Source organism: Shewanella sp. 10N.286.51.B2, assembly GCF_041469265.1.
In the GTDB taxonomy this organism is placed as follows: Bacteria; Pseudomonadota; Gammaproteobacteria; order Enterobacterales; family Shewanellaceae; genus Shewanella.
Genome location: NZ_JBFRKH010000012.1, coordinates 63066 through 78101, shown reverse-complemented (window position 1 = coordinate 78101; position 15036 = coordinate 63066). Strand labels below are relative to the sequence as shown.

Below are 15036 nucleotides of genomic sequence, written 5' to 3'. Positions count from 1 at the left end.
TTATCACAAGCATTATTAACTAACATTGTCTTTTTAGTCTTAAAAAGCAACTTAGCAATGAGGCTGTTTTGCATACACTGTCCCCATAAGATCATTAAAGGTTAGCTGTTATTTTCATTATCGGGTTTAAAAATCGTCGATACTTTACGCAGTAGAAGACAATGGCTTTGGTTTAGATGTAAACCAAAGCCATTGGGTGAAATGATGGCTGAAATGTGATTTATACGGAGAAGGGATACTTAATTGCTTCGTGATGTTGGTAACCAATCACTTCAAAGTCATCCATGGTGACCCAAGTTTCCAAGTCACGTAAACTTTTTATATCAGGATTAATATTCAACTGTGGCGATGGGAATGGATCACGGACAAGTTGCTCAGTTTTCATCAATTCAAGTTGATCTTCATAAATGTGCGCATTAATGATCTTGTGATAAGCCAGACCTGGCTTATTTCCAGTGATCTGCGCCATTAGTGCTAAAAAGGTGTACACCTGAATTTGATTAAAGTTAAGCCCCAAAGGCACATCACATGAACGCTGATAGCTTGTTAGGTAAAGGGTATCACCGAGAAGCGAAAAAGTATGAGTATGCATACAAGGTCTTAAGCAGCCCATGTCAAACTCACCAGGATTATAGAAAGTGATAATCTCACCACGATCGTCAACCCCTTTAGATAAGTTATCGACAATTTTAGCAAGCTGATCAACGCTTCCACCACAAGGTTTTTGCCAGCGTCTTCCTTGCACTCCGTATACTCGGCCCATATCATCCTCACCTTTGCGGTGTGGATTGTTTAACCAACTTTGGTTGTCATTGGCGTTCATATCCCAGGTTTTAGTGCCGATGGCGCGAAAATCTGCGGCATTATCGTAACCACGAATGTAGCCAATAAGCTCAGCAATTGCAGCCTTCCAGAAGCTTTTACGAGTCGTAATAATGGGAAATTGATTATTGGCAACATCGTATTGTAAATCTGCATTGATCACCGTTAAACAGCGCTTACCTGTACGTTTATTTTCAATCCAGTGGCCGTTTTCAACGATGTGGTTGCAGAGATCTAAATACTGACGCATTTTATTGTCCTATTATTAAAACGTTTATTATTTGCAGAATATTAATTGTCAAAACTCGTGGCTAGTGTAATTTTTTTAAGCAGAAAGCGCGAGCTTTAAACCTATTACCATCAGCAAAACTGCGAATATCTTTTTCAGTATCGGCGTTGGCCAAATACTGGCGGCCTTTACCCCTAAAGGTGCAATAAGCATAGAGGTAATGATGATCCCCACTAATGCGGGAATATAAATATAACCGACTGTCCAAGTGGGTAAGTCAGTGGCATTTAATCCGGCAATAACATAGCCCGCAGTACCCGCTATCGCGATTAAAAAACCTGTTACCGACGCAAAGCCAACCGCTTGACGCATTTGTAAACCGCAATAGCACAAGAAAGGCACAAGCAGTACCCCGCCGCCAATGCCCATTAAGCCGGCAACAACAGCTATTAGCATTGAAACGATAAACATCAGCTTAAAACTTGGCACTTTCGCTACGGCTTTGGGTTTTAATGGAAATGCCATTTGTATTGCCATCACTGTGACAAATATCGAGAAAGCCTGCTGTAATACATTGGCTGCTATTTGTTCTGAGATAAAAGCCGATGCTAACGCACCAACCACAATACCCGGCAACATGGGCTTAAAAAGCTCCCAAGGGATATTACCGTGTCTATGATGGGCAATAGCAGAGCTAAACGAGGTCATAATAATTGAGGCTAACGAGGTGGCAATGGCTACATGGGTGAGTTGGCTGGACTCTATGCCTATCCTGGGCAGTAAATAAATCAGTGCCGGTACAATAATAAGCCCGCCACCTATGCCTAACAAACCAGCAAAAAATCCAACCACTGCGCCTAATAACAAGCAAAGTGAAAAAACTAACAATATATTGTCCAACGTACAGCCCTAACAATGAAAAATGTGTAAATTGACTTAGCCAAGTTGCTTTTATCAACTTGTTTAATTAACTAACTTTGCTTCAGTATTTTTATTTCAACTTGCAGATTTTAAATTGCTGATTTGAAATTACTGCAATAAGCGTCACGTTGGCCTGTCATTAGTCTAAAATCGACAGCAAATTACGCTGTTGCAAATATTGATTCAATAATTGCCTGACTTGCTCACCATTAGACAAGCTTAATACCTGGTCTAGTAATCGCTCAAGTTCAGCTTTGTTAATCCGTCTAAGTAGATAGTTTATCCGCGCAATACTGCCTTGGTTCATACTGAGTTTTTCGTAGCCCATAGCCACTAACAATAAGGCGCCCATGGGCTCGCCAGCAAGTTCACCGCAAATACTGGCATCAAGCTGAAAACGGTTACAGTCAGTAATAGTCCATTTTAGCGCCCTTAATACGCCAGGGTGAAAACTATCAAATAATGAACTGACACTGGGGTTATTTCTATCCACCGCAAGCAAATACTGGGTTAAGTCATTACTACCTACAGAAACAAAATCAACTCTTTTAGCCACATCTTCTAATTGGAAAAGCAAAGATGGGACTTCAAGCATTACCCCTATTTTAGGTTTGGGTATTTCTCTTGCGAGCTCTTCAGTCAGCTCTGAATATGCCTGTTCTAGGTAAAGTAATGTTCGATCGATTTCGTCTAAATTACTGACCATAGGCAACAATATCTGCAATTGTGAAGAGTCAGCATTGGCTGTCAACATCGCGCGTAATTGCATTAAAAACAGTTCTGGATGATCTAAAGATAAGCGGATGCCACGCCAGCCTAAAAAAGGATTATCTTCTGTGATAGGAAAATAAGGCAATGGTTTATCACCGCCCACATCAAGGGTGCGCATCACCACAGGTCTGTCTCGCGCTGCCGATAGCACTTGTTTATAAACTTGAACTTGCTCAAGTTCACTGGGAAAGCGTTGATGCAGCATAAAGGGAATTTCAGTGCGGTACAGTCCAATACCATCAGCGCCTTCTGCCATATCGGTGCTTAAACCACTTAATAAACCGGCATTCAAATAAAGCTGTATTCTTTGACCGTCTAAGGTTTCAGCGGGTAAGGATATTTCAGCAGAAAATTGTCGTTGCTGGGCTTTACTCTCAGAAATTAAGCAAAGATATTCATGAATAATGGCATCAGATGGCGAAATTAATAATTGGCCGCTATTGGCATTTAGCACTAACTTTTTGTTGTCAACATCTGCAGATAAAACCTGATCAACACCAACAATTGCTGGCACACCCAAGGCTCTTGCCAATATTGCTGCGTGGGCATTTACCCCGCCAAGTTCTGTGACTATTCCTGCAAGTTTTCCTCGAGGAAACTCTGCTAATAATGTGGCATCAACCTCTTTCGCCACCAGTATGACCGGTTTATCAGGTGCGAGTTCTAATTTGTCTGGTTCGATTAATTGGCGTAAAACTTTTTGGCCTAATTCACGAATATCACTGGCCCGCTCTTTTAAATACGGGTCTTCCATCGCGATAAACTGCTCAATATAGCGTTTAGACACCCGGCTAACGGCAGATTCGGCTTGCCAACCTAAATTCACTTCCCGTAGATACTCGCCACCAAGACTGGCTTCACCTAACAGTAATTGTAAAGCAGAAAAAATAGAGGCAACATCATCTACATTTTCACGATCAAAACGTTGGGATAAAGTGCTGATAATATCACTACAGCGTTGCATAGCAGCTTTTAGACGCTGAATTTCTGTTGCTAAGTCTGTGGCTTGTTCTTCGGGCTGATCGAGAGAGATAGCACCACCAAGCACAAAGCCATCAGCAATGGCGATACCTTTTGACGCTGAAGTACCTTTGAAGACGACTTGTTGTTGAACATTACTGATCGCAGCTTTGTTTTTCAAATTACGTACCACAACCGCTAGTTGGGCCGCCAAAGTCATCAAAAAGGCTTCTTCATTTTCACTAAACTGTCTCGGCTGCGGTTGCTGCACCACAATGACGCCGACAACCTGTTTTTGAAAGATTATAGGTACTGCCAGAAATGCGCGGTACTCTTCTTCTTCAACTTCAGGAAATAGTTTAAATCTGGGGTGTGATTTTGCATCGGCAAGGTTAACAGCTTCTTCTTTTTCTGCCGCTAAGCCCACTAAGCCTTCAGATAAAGGCATTTTGACACGATTGATGGAATTAGGTGCAAGGCCCTCTGTAGCAGAAAGCACCAATTGTTGCTGTTCAAGAATATAAATAGAACAGCAGTGCGTTTGCATTGCCAACTTGGTTTGGGAAACCAATAATGACAATGCCGTCTCTAAGCTATTAGCACTGGCGACAGACTGTGTAATATCCCTAAGCGTATTTAGCACTGCTTCACATCCTTTTTTGATCAGCTAATTTCTATAACGGCCTCTTTTTCGGCTAGGCTCGCGGCCTTGAAATGCCAATGTAATAGAGGAAAACTCCTTCATAACTTTACGGTAAACATCACGCTTAAAAGAAACGACTTGTCTGACTGGATACCAATAATTCACCCAACGCCAATCATCAAACTCTGGATGACCACAGGAATTCAAATTAATCGTGTCGTCACTGCCTTTCAGTTGTAATAGATACCACTTTTGTTTTTGACCAATACAAACTGGTTTACTTTCTTGCCTAATTAACCTCTTAGGCAAACGATATCTCAGCCATGAACGTGTTGACGTTAAAATTTGCACATTTTCAGGTTTAAGACCGACTTCTTCATACAATTCTCGGTACATGGCTTGTTCTGGGGTTTCACCATCATCTACACCGCCTTGAGGAAATTGCCATGAATGTTGTCCAAACCGTCTGGCCCACATTACTTGACCATATTTGTTACAGATAATAATGCCCACATTTGCGCGAAAGCCGTCGCTATCAATCACATGGACTCCAATTTCACTACAAATTAATGACTAGATTGTTTCATAAAGCTCGCCTACGGGCAAACGACTATTTCAATAGAACACTTGGATAAAATAAGCCCTTAGCAACTTTTATCAACAGATGATGACCTTAGTTATCATTATTATCCACAAAATCTGTGGATATCTCTGTTTGAAACTCTAAAATAACTCTAAACAGGCTAAATTACAGTGACAGCCACTGTCCTTAATAAAACCAAATCAACAGCAAAAAAACGTATTAATACAACAGCTTGACCTTTTAGAGCATTGTTAACTTATAATTAAATCACACAAGAGGTCACTTTTTAAACAGCAAAGGTAATTATTAATTGTGGCCATACAGGCGAAATAAGTTATACACAAAAAACAACATATTTATTTTATAAATATCAAAATAAAGCTATTTTTCACCATTGACTGTCAAAAAAATATCCGCTAAGCATAAACAAATTAAAGTTATTCATTCATTCTGTGGATAAGTGTGTGTGAAATAGTGGAGCAAAAGGAGTGTAACTTTATAAAATGGTCAAACAAACTCACCAGCATTCATAAAAGTCGTTAATAAACAAAGCAATATATTACTGCAAAACCTTGGATAACTTTAACCTGCCAAGGCGCTCAAAAAACAACCAGTAGTTGTCATTTTAAAATAATAGATAAAACAGTACACTTTAATACACGCGAACTTTTAAAAGTAAGACATTGCTCCATGATGAATACCCCACCAAACTCAATCGATGAATTGATGCAAAGAGCCTATGACATGGCTGGTGTCAGTTTAGGTGACATAGCAAAAGAGCATGGCGTAAACGTGCCAGAAAACTTAAGAAGAGACAAAGGCTGGGTAGGACAACTGATTGAAATGGAGCTAGGGGCAACGGCAGGCTCAAAACCACAGCAAGACTTTCTTCATTTGGGGATTGAGTTAAAAACCATTCCAATTGATAAACAGGGTAAACCAATAGAAACAACCTATGTCACCGTTGCCCCACTGACCAATATTCAAGGGCTCACTTGGGAAGACAGTGTGGTTTATCATAAATTACAACACGTGCTGTGGATCCCCATTCAGGGTGAAAGAAGTATCCCTGTCGCTGAGCGAAAAATAGGCTCACCAGTATTATGGCAACCCAATCAACAACAATATGTCCAGTTAAAGCAAGACTGGGAAGAGATAATGGAATTAATCGCCATAGGAAAAGTAGAGCAAATCACCGCTCGTCATGGTGAAGTATTACAACTAAGACCAAAGGCAGCCAATAGCCAAGCATTAACTGAGTCAATTGCCGAAGACGGTCTGATTAAGCTCTCTAATCCCCGAGGTTTCTATTTAAAGATCAACTTTACCCACCAAATACTAACAAATGCATTTAGTTAGCGTTACAAACTGTAAATATAAAGGCTTTTTATTAAAACTATTGTAAATACCACTATGACAAGTATGGGAATTTTCTATAAACTAGCCTGTCTTAAAATATCAACGGACTCGATATAATCCTGTGAAAGTACGTCGTCAGACAAGAAAGCTATTATTTGCGATTTTAGCATGGTGTATTGCCATGAGCGCATTTGTCTTTTTCCGATATTCACAAACTCCTGATTTACCTCAATGGGCCATCGGAAAAATAGACTTAGCAACGCTAGCTATTTTTATGGGCTTCGTATTCGGCTGCCTGCATTGGATGTCTAACCTTATTGCCGATTTTAGCGCCATCAGCCGCCTGCCCTATATTTTTTCAGTCATATTTAAAGGCCTATTTTTACTACTCGGTGCCATGACGCTGGCTTATGTCACCCAATTTTTAAACATGTGGGCCATAGAAAACCATTTAGTATCACTAAGGCAAATGCTTACTGCGCATATTTTATACAGCCCAGCATTTCAGGCCTTAGTGATTTATCTCGCCGTGGTACGCGTCGGCTTAGCCTTTATTGAACAAATGGCGCTACTTGTAGGCCCAAGAGTGTTACTTAACATAGGTTTAGGTAAATACCACCAGCCACGTTATGAACACCGACTATTTTTATTTGTGGATATGGTGTCATCTACCGCTCATGCAGAAACATTAGGTGATTACCGTTTCAGTCGTCTAATCCAAGATAGTTTTAGCATGCTGGCAGATACAGTAACCAATAATGAAGCTGAAATTTACCGTTATATGGGTGATGCCGTATTAATTCATTGGCCGTTAGATGAAGGTGTTAAAGAAGATCGCTGTATGAATATCTATTATGAATTCAGCCAACAGTTAAACTGGCATCGCGCTTACTTTGAAGAACATTATGGTTTTGTACCCAAATTTAAAGCTGCTGCCCATTGTGGTCAGGTTGTCGCTGCCGTAGTTGGCGTTCATAAGCAAGAAATTAGCTACTTTAGCGATGTACTCAATACCCTCGCAAGGCTTCAAGATCAGTGTAACCCTTTAGGTCAGAGAATGTTGATCTCCGGTGAAGTCGCCCACCGTTTAGAACGTCAAACCAGCCAATACGATTTAACTGATTTAGGTGCAATGATGCTAAAAGGTAAAAAACACGAAATTGAAGTATTTGGTGTAGCTCCGAAAATAACCCCTTAATGAAACAACACCAAACAAGATAAACCGTTGCCAGCTTGATTACTGCTTTTGCAATAAGCCTTCTAGCATCAAGCCTAAGGTTCTAAAGGTTGAAATACGACTAGTGGTTTGTCGCCAAACCAATCCAATATCACGATATGGCGCTTCACCAGGCGGTGTCATAATCTGAAGTTCAGTGTCATTCAAAATACCAGCATCAATGGCCATTTGCGGTAAAAAGGTCGTTCCTAACTTACTATCCACCATTTGCACCAGAGTATGTAAACTCGTGGCGGCAAAGGGGTTAATCTTAGCACTATTGCCTAATTGGCAAGCCGTAATCGCATGGCCAGTAATACAATGCTCACTTTGCAGTAAGAAAATACTTTCATCGGGCATTTGTTGATAATCAATAGGCACATGGATCCCATTAGATAGTTCCTGATGAACCACCATTTTGAACGGGTCAATGCCCACTTTCATACTATGAAAACCTGTAGTATCCACAGGCAAAGCTAAAATAAGTAAATCCAGCTCACCTTTTCCCAGTGATGCTAACAAACTTTCTGTGGTGTCTTCCCTTAGCAATAAACTCAATTGGGGATAATCAGCTTGGCACTGTTTTACCACTCGACTCAATAAAAAAGGCGCTATGGTCGGAATACAACCTAAGCGGATTTCACCTGTCATTGGTTCACCTTGGTTTTTGACTAATTCGACAAGATCATCAACATCCGTCAATAATTTTCTCGCTCTATCAACCACCTCTTCACCAATGGCTGTGAACATAAATGATTTATGATCACGCTCGATAAGCTGATATCCCAATTGCTCTTCAAGGTTTTGAATCCCACTTGAAAGAGTCGACTGACTAACAAAGCAAGACTTTGCCGCTCGGTTAAAGTTTTGCTCTTGATGCAAATTCACTAAATAAAATAGATTTTTAAGGCTTGGCAGGTTTTTCATTTAATCGATTACCATAAGATGATGTCATTCAAATAATGAATTAACTAAACATAAATAACAATAAATTAAGCTGGATCTAGTCCGCATAATCAGCAAATTTAATGCTGTTACTTTTTTAAAGGCAAAAAAAAGCCCCTTGCGGGGCTTTTAAAAGTCAAAAGCAATTAAGCTTTTGCTTCTAAAAACTCTTTTAATTGCTGTAGATCTGAACCTGCATGCTCAACGATTTGACCTAACCATTTATCATGCTCAGTATCCCAAGCTGGCTCTTCGCCATGTTGAACAAGCTGTGCAAATTGCTGAATACGCTTTAATCCAACAGAACCTGCAGCACCTTTAAATTTATGCGCTTCAGCACAAAGGGTATCTTTGTCATTCGCTTCATTCGCTTTAATGAGGCTTCCTAAATATTCAGGCATTAGCTGCTCAAATAACACGACACTTTTTAATAAAGTTCCAGCACCAATAGCACTACAATATTGCTCTAACGTATTGAGATCCAATACAGACTCTAACTCAACTGTGGCCATCTCGGCACCTCTTAATCAATTCATAACTTTAAAATTGAATTTATAATACTCGCTAAAATCCCCTATGCAACTAAACAAGGCTTTTCAAGTCTAATTTCTGGCAAATGAGCACAGTATTTTAACAAGCTGTTAAAAAAACCTTATAAAGTAAGTGAATAAACTTTCATAAATTGCAGTTAAAGATTGAGTTTTAGTTTTTTTGGGCTGACAAATAGTGCCCTTGTCCACCGTTAGCCGCTAAATTTTGCACGATAGCCACTAAGCCTTCCCATCGATAACCGCACCAATCAGGCGCCAGTAATAGCGGTTTTTTAGCATAAGCTGTGACTCTGTGAAAAATAATATCTTTAGGTGTATGACGAATAAGCTCACTGGCATAGTTGGCGTAGTCTTCTTTTGTGAGTAATGCCATCCCTTTATGACGCCATGCCTTAGCCATTACACTCCCTTCTACTATATGTAATGGATGCAGTTTAATGCCATCAACTCCGGTTTCAATGACACTGTTCAAACTGCGCAAGTAATCACTATAGTCTTCACCGGGCAAGCCAAGGATCAAATGAGCACAGACTTTAATGCCACGTTTTCGAGCGCGCTGCACTGTATCTTGATAACAAGCAAAGTCATGACCACGGTTAATGCGCTTTAAGGTGTCATTGTTTGAAGTTTGTAAGCCAAGCTCAAGCCAGACTTCAGTCCCCTTATCTTGATAACTGACTAACAAATCTAAAATATCATCTGGTACACAATCCGGGCGGGTACCAATATGTAAGCCAACAATATCTGAATCTTTAATGGCCTCATCATACTTCGTCTTTAGCACCTGATACTCATCATAGGTACTCGTATAAGCCTGAAAATAAGCAATATATTTGGCACTATCATTTAGCGAGCGCTGCTTACCTTGCTTTAATTGCTCAGAGATACTGGCTTCAGTGCCTTGCTCATAACTAAATGACGACACATTACAGAAAGTGCAGCCGCCTTTACCTAAGGTTCCATCTCGATTTGGGCAAGTGAACTTAGCATCAATTGTCAGCTTTTTAATTCTGCCGCCATATTGCTGCTTACATACTGCACCGAAGGTATTTACAAAATCATCTAAACCCACAATTGCTCCTGACGGCAAAAAGTGGCAGACAATACAGGCTCTGACAGATAAAAACTTAGTGCCACATCAAAAAAACAGTAAATAAATCGATTAATTTATATTCACACAGTGACAAAGGGCACATTTTTGAACTTGGCAGTTACAACTCTTAGTCAAATTAATTGAATAAATAATCATTTAAGGCAATTTACCTGTTCAAACTGTACTTGAAAATAAATTCACTATCCATAAATCAATATCAATCAACACCAAATGTTAACCAAAAGTAAAAGTGACAATTTTGTAATTTTAAAATTCTTTTTATTCATAAGGTTATACGAACAAAAAAACATCTTACGTTAACGTAAAGTAGCTTTTTTATAACATTTGTAATAACAGTAACAATTCATTTTGTTGAGTAATTTAAGTTTGACCTTTATCCATTATCAAGCTAATTTGGGTGGTTCGGGTGCATATCTATGAGAACTTCTCCGCATTATCCGAGTCGTATTAAGTTAGGTTTAGGGAGTTTTTGTATGAGCTTATATCATCCCAGTTTTGAGCGGGACAATTGTGGATTTGGTTTAATAGCCCAAATGGATGGCGATGCTAGCCATCGTATTGTCCGTACTGCTATTCACGGTTTGGATAGAATGAAACACCGTGGCGGGATAGCATCAGACGGTCGCACAGGTGATGGCTGTGGACTATTAATGTCGATGCCGAAAGACTTTTTTGCAGCCATTGCAACTGAAAATGATTGGCACCTTAGCCGCAAGTTTGCAGTGGGCATGCTATTTCTCAGCCAAGATCCAGTCAAAGCTGAAACCGCAAAAGCCATTTTAGAAAAAGAACTCCAGCGTGAAACCTTAAGTGTTGCCGGTTGGAGAAAGGTGCCTGTAAACCCTGATGTACTGGGTGAGATTGGCCGCAAAAGCCTGCCACAAATTTACCAAGTGTTAATTAATGCCCCTGTGGGCTGGCGTGAAAAAGATTTAGAACGTCGGCTTTATATGGCCAGACGCCGTCTTGAACAGCAAATCATCGATGATAGCGACTTCTATGTTGCCAGCTTATCGGGTGAGGTTATTGTCTATAAAGGCTTAATGATGCCTGCAGACTTGCCAGCATTTTATTCTGACTTAGCCGATATTCGTCTCAAAAGCACCATTTGCTTATTCCATCAGCGCTTTTCAACTAACACCTCGCCGAAGTGGCCATTAGCGCAGCCATTTAGATTTTTAGCACATAATGGTGAAATCAATACCATTACCGGTAACCGCCAATGGGCCAGAGCCCGTGCTTATAAATTTAATTCACCGCTATTGCCTGATTTACAACAAGCCGCGCCTTTTGTTAATGAAACTGGCTCTGATTCATCATCATTGGATAATATGCTGGAAATGCTATTAGCCGGTGGCATGGATTTATACCGTGCTATGCGCTTACTTATACCACCAGCCTGGCAAAGTAATCCTGAAATGGATGATGAGTTGAAAGCATTTTATGATTTCAACTCGATGCATATGGAGCCGTGGGACGGCCCTGCTGGCATCGTAATGAGCAATGGCCGCCATGCTGCCTGCGCCGTAGACCGTAACGGCCTACGCCCTTCTCGCTACGTTATAACCAAGGATCGCATCCTAACACTGGCATCAGAAGTGGGTATTTGGGATTATTCTGCCGATGAAGTGGTAGAAAAAGGCCGTGTTGGCCCTGGCGAATTATTAGTACTCGATACCATGAATGGCCGTTTGTATTCGTCATTTGAAATCGATAATGACTTAAAACGTCGCCACCCATACAAAGAATGGATGGCTAAAAATAGCCGCACCTTAAAACCTGCGACCAAAATTGATGCCGCTCAACAAGGCGCCAGTAATTTTAGTGCTGATGTGTTACTTCAGTATCAAAAGCAATTTGGTTACAGCCGTGAAGAGTTAGAGCAAGTTATTTGGGTGCTAGCAAGTAAAGGTGAAGAAGCTACTGGCTCAATGGGTGATGATACTCCAATGGCGGTATTGTCGAAAAAATCTCGCTCACTGTATGACTATTTCCGTCAAAAGTTTGCACAAGTCACCAACCCGCCTATTGATCCATTACGTGAAAAACATGTGATGTCGTTAACCACCTGTATTGGGCGCGAGCAAAACTTATTTTGCGAAACAACCGGCGTGGCTTATCGAGTGATGTTTGAATCACCCGTTTTACTTTTTAGTGATTTTAATCAGTTACTTGGTCTTGATAGCAGTTACTACCGTGCGAATACTATTGATTTAAACTATGACGCCCACGAAAACTTAAAGCAAGCTATCGAGCGCATTACCGATGAAGCTGAGCGTTTAGCAAGAAGTGGCACAACCTTACTAATCCTGTCAGACAGAGCCGCCGCTAAAAATGTTCAAGTGATCCCTGCCGCTATGGCTGTGGGCGCGGTGCAGCAACGCCTTGTTGATCAAAGCTTACGTTGTGACACCAACATTATTGTTGAAACTGCATCAGCGCGCGACCCACATCACTTTGCCGTGCTATTAGGTTTTGGCGCGACAGCGATTTACCCTTATCTGGCTTATGAGTCTATTTCAGCCATGGCAAAGAAACATCAAGTAGAAGATGACAGTATCTTGATGTTGAACTTCCGCCAAGGTATTGAAAAAGGCCTGCGTAAAATCATGTCGAAAATGGGGATCAGCACTGTAGGCTCTTACCGTTGTAGCCAGCAATTTGAAGCCATTGGTTTATCTTCAGATGTAATTGAATTGTGCTTTAAAGGCGTGATTAGCCGTATTGAAGGTGCAAGCTTTGAACATTTAGCTACCGATCAAAAAGTGCTTCATACCGCAGCGTTTCGCGCTCACATACCACTGCCACAAGGCGGTTTATTAAAGTATGTTGAAGGCGGCGAGTATCATAGTTTCAACCCCGATGTCGTCAATACGTTACAGCAAAGTCTTAAAGATCAGGATTACCCGAAATATAAGAAATTTGCAGCGTTAGTCGATGACCGCCCTATTGCGACCTTACGTGACTTAATTGGCATTAAAGGCACAAATGCGGCCATTGACGAGTCAAATGTTGAAGCTGCCGGAAACTTATTCCCACGCTTTGATAGCGCTGCAATGAGTATCGGCGCATTAAGTCCGGAAGCCCATGAAGCCTTAGCCGTTGCTATGAACCGCATTGGTGGCCGTTCAAATTCTGGTGAAGGTGGTGAAGACCCAAGTCGTTTCAATAGCGAACGTAACTCAGCGATTAAGCAAATTGCCTCTGGCCGTTTTGGCGTTACAGCCCACTACCTTGTTAATGCTGATGTATTGCAAATTAAAGTCGCTCAAGGGGCAAAACCCGGTGAAGGTGGTCAGTTACCTGGCCATAAAGTGAGTGTTGAAATCGCTGGTCTTCGTCATGCGCGCCCTGGGGTTACCTTAATTTCGCCACCGCCGCATCATGACATTTATTCTATCGAAGATTTAGCCCAGCTGATTTTCGATTTAAAGCAAATCAACCCTAAAGCTTTAGTGTCAGTGAAACTGGTATCTGAGCCGGGCGTTGGCACCATCGCAACGGGTGTTGCGAAAGCTTACGCCGATATGATCACCATATCAGGTTACGATGGCGGTACTGGTGCCAGTCCAATTACGTCAGTTAAATATGCTGGCTCACCATGGGAGCTTGGCCTTGCGGAAGTGCATCAATCACTGGTTGAGAATGGTTTGCGTCATAAAATTCGCTTACAGGTCGATGGCGGCTTAAAAACCGGTCAAGACATCATTAAAGCCGCGTTGTTAGGTGCAGAAAGCTTTGGCTTTGGTACCGTACCTATGATTGCTTTAGGTTGTAAATACCTGCGTATTTGTCATCTAAACAACTGCGCAACCGGTGTTGCAACCCAAGATAAAAACTTACGTGACAAGCATTATCATGGCTTGCCAGAGCGAGTAATTACTTACTTTGAGTTTGTCGCTCAAGAAGTCCGTGAATGGATGGCAAAATTAGGCGTTGCTAAATTTGAAGATTTAGTCGGCCGTACTGATTGGTTATATGCCCTTGAAGGCCAAACAGCCAAGCAGTTAGGACTCGATTTAGCGCCAATTTTATATCAGCCAAAAGTCGCTGACGGAAGTGCTATAACTTGGAAAGAGTTAAACCCGCCTTCTGATAAAGGTGAGTTAAATCTACAAATTGTTTCAGACACAGCCCAAGCGGTATTAGCCGGTGAGGCGTTAACCAAGCAATATGCCATTAACAATACCGACCGCTCAATCGGCGCGACATTATCAGGTTTTATTGCCACCAACATTGGTAAAGAAGGCACTAAATCACCTATCACACTGCAATTTAACGGCAGTGCAGGTCAAAGCTTTGGGGTATGGAATAGCCCGGGGTTAGATTTAGAGCTAATTGGTGATGCTAATGACTATGTCGGTAAAGGCATGTCTGGCGGTAAGATTATTATCCATCCTCCTGTTGGCAGCCCATTCCAAAGTGAGCGCAGTGCCATTATGGGTAATACCTGTCTATATGGTGCAACTGGCGGCCGAGTTTATGCTGCAGGTCAAGCTGGCGAGCGTTTTGGGGTTCGTAACTCTGGCGCCGTAGCTGTGGTTGAAGGTGTGGGTGACAACGGTTGTGAGTACATGACTGGCGGCATCGTAGTTGTTCTTGGTAAAACAGGGGTTAACTTCGGCGCAGGTATGACGGGTGGTTTTGCTTATATCTTTGATCGCTTTAATCACTTTAGTCGCCGAGTTAATACTGAGCTTGTTGATACCCAAAAACTAGAATCAACAATACAGCAGCAACACCTTAAAGGCTTGATTGAAGAGCATGCAAGCGCCACTGGCAGTGAGCATGCCAAAATGATCTTAAGTGATTTTGAGAACTGGTTAGATTGTTTTGTATTAGTGAAGCCGAAGAACATTGCCGTTGCTGACTTGCTCAAAATTGAGCAAAAAAGCCCGGAACTTGCAGTAAAGGCGGGGTAA

General features: G+C 41.4%; 10 protein-coding genes. 3 read left to right on the top strand and 7 right to left on the bottom strand.

The window, feature by feature from the left end:
• Window positions 1-220 precede the first annotated feature (220 nt).
• From AB4140_RS03065 to rppH, 4 genes are all read right to left on the bottom strand, one after another.
• On the bottom strand, window positions 221-1072 hold the full coding sequence (locus tag AB4140_RS03065; RefSeq protein ID WP_102439245.1) for a thymidylate synthase: 852 nt from the start codon (window positions 1070-1072) through the stop codon (window positions 221-223).
• 75 nt (window positions 1073-1147) lie between these two features.
• Window positions 1148-1951 carry a sulfite exporter TauE/SafE family protein gene (locus AB4140_RS03060; protein ID WP_371999750.1) on the bottom strand — a complete coding sequence of 268 codons (804 nt, stop codon included), beginning with the start codon at window positions 1949-1951 and terminating at the stop codon, window positions 1148-1150.
• 160 nt (window positions 1952-2111) lie between these two features.
• Window positions 2112-4346, bottom strand: coding sequence for a phosphoenolpyruvate--protein phosphotransferase (ptsP, locus tag AB4140_RS03055; protein WP_371999748.1), 2235 nt, complete (start codon window positions 4344-4346; stop codon window positions 2112-2114).
• 24 nt (window positions 4347-4370) lie between these two features.
• Window positions 4371-4889 carry an RNA pyrophosphohydrolase gene (gene rppH, locus AB4140_RS03050; RefSeq protein WP_076542529.1) on the bottom strand — a complete coding sequence of 173 codons (519 nt, stop codon included), beginning with the start codon at window positions 4887-4889 and terminating at the stop codon, window positions 4371-4373.
• Between the two features lie 733 nt (window positions 4890-5622).
• Between rppH and mutH the strand changes: the two genes are divergently transcribed.
• Window positions 5623-6288: a DNA mismatch repair endonuclease MutH gene (gene mutH / locus AB4140_RS03045; RefSeq protein ID WP_102439285.1), complete on the top strand. Its 666-nt coding sequence runs from the start codon at window positions 5623-5625 to the stop codon at window positions 6286-6288.
• A 181-nt stretch (window positions 6289-6469) separates the two neighbouring features.
• Window positions 6470-7486, top strand: coding sequence for an adenylate/guanylate cyclase domain-containing protein (locus AB4140_RS03040; protein ID WP_198589262.1), 1017 nt, complete (start codon window positions 6470-6472; stop codon window positions 7484-7486).
• A 39-nt stretch (window positions 7487-7525) separates the two neighbouring features.
• Here the strand turns inward: AB4140_RS03040 and oxyR are convergent, their stop codons facing one another.
• The 3 genes from oxyR to AB4140_RS03025 form a co-directional block, all read right to left on the bottom strand.
• A complete protein-coding gene (oxyR, locus tag AB4140_RS03035) occupies window positions 7526-8431 on the bottom strand; it encodes a hydrogen peroxide-inducible genes transcriptional activator OxyR (RefSeq protein WP_102439249.1) in 906 nt (301 codons plus the stop codon).
• Window positions 8432-8595: 164 nt separating this feature from the next.
• On the bottom strand, window positions 8596-8961 hold the full coding sequence (locus AB4140_RS03030) for an Hpt domain-containing protein (RefSeq protein ID WP_076542524.1): 366 nt from the start codon (window positions 8959-8961) through the stop codon (window positions 8596-8598).
• 190 nt (window positions 8962-9151) lie between these two features.
• Complete coding sequence (locus tag AB4140_RS03025; RefSeq protein WP_102475606.1) at window positions 9152-10072, bottom strand: TIGR01212 family radical SAM protein; 921 nt, start codon at window positions 10070-10072, stop codon at window positions 9152-9154.
• Window positions 10073-10587: 515 nt separating this feature from the next.
• Between AB4140_RS03025 and gltB the strand changes: the two genes are divergently transcribed.
• Window positions 10588-15036 carry a glutamate synthase large subunit gene (gene gltB, locus AB4140_RS03020; protein ID WP_102475605.1) on the top strand — a complete coding sequence of 1483 codons (4449 nt, stop codon included), beginning with the start codon at window positions 10588-10590 and terminating at the stop codon, window positions 15034-15036.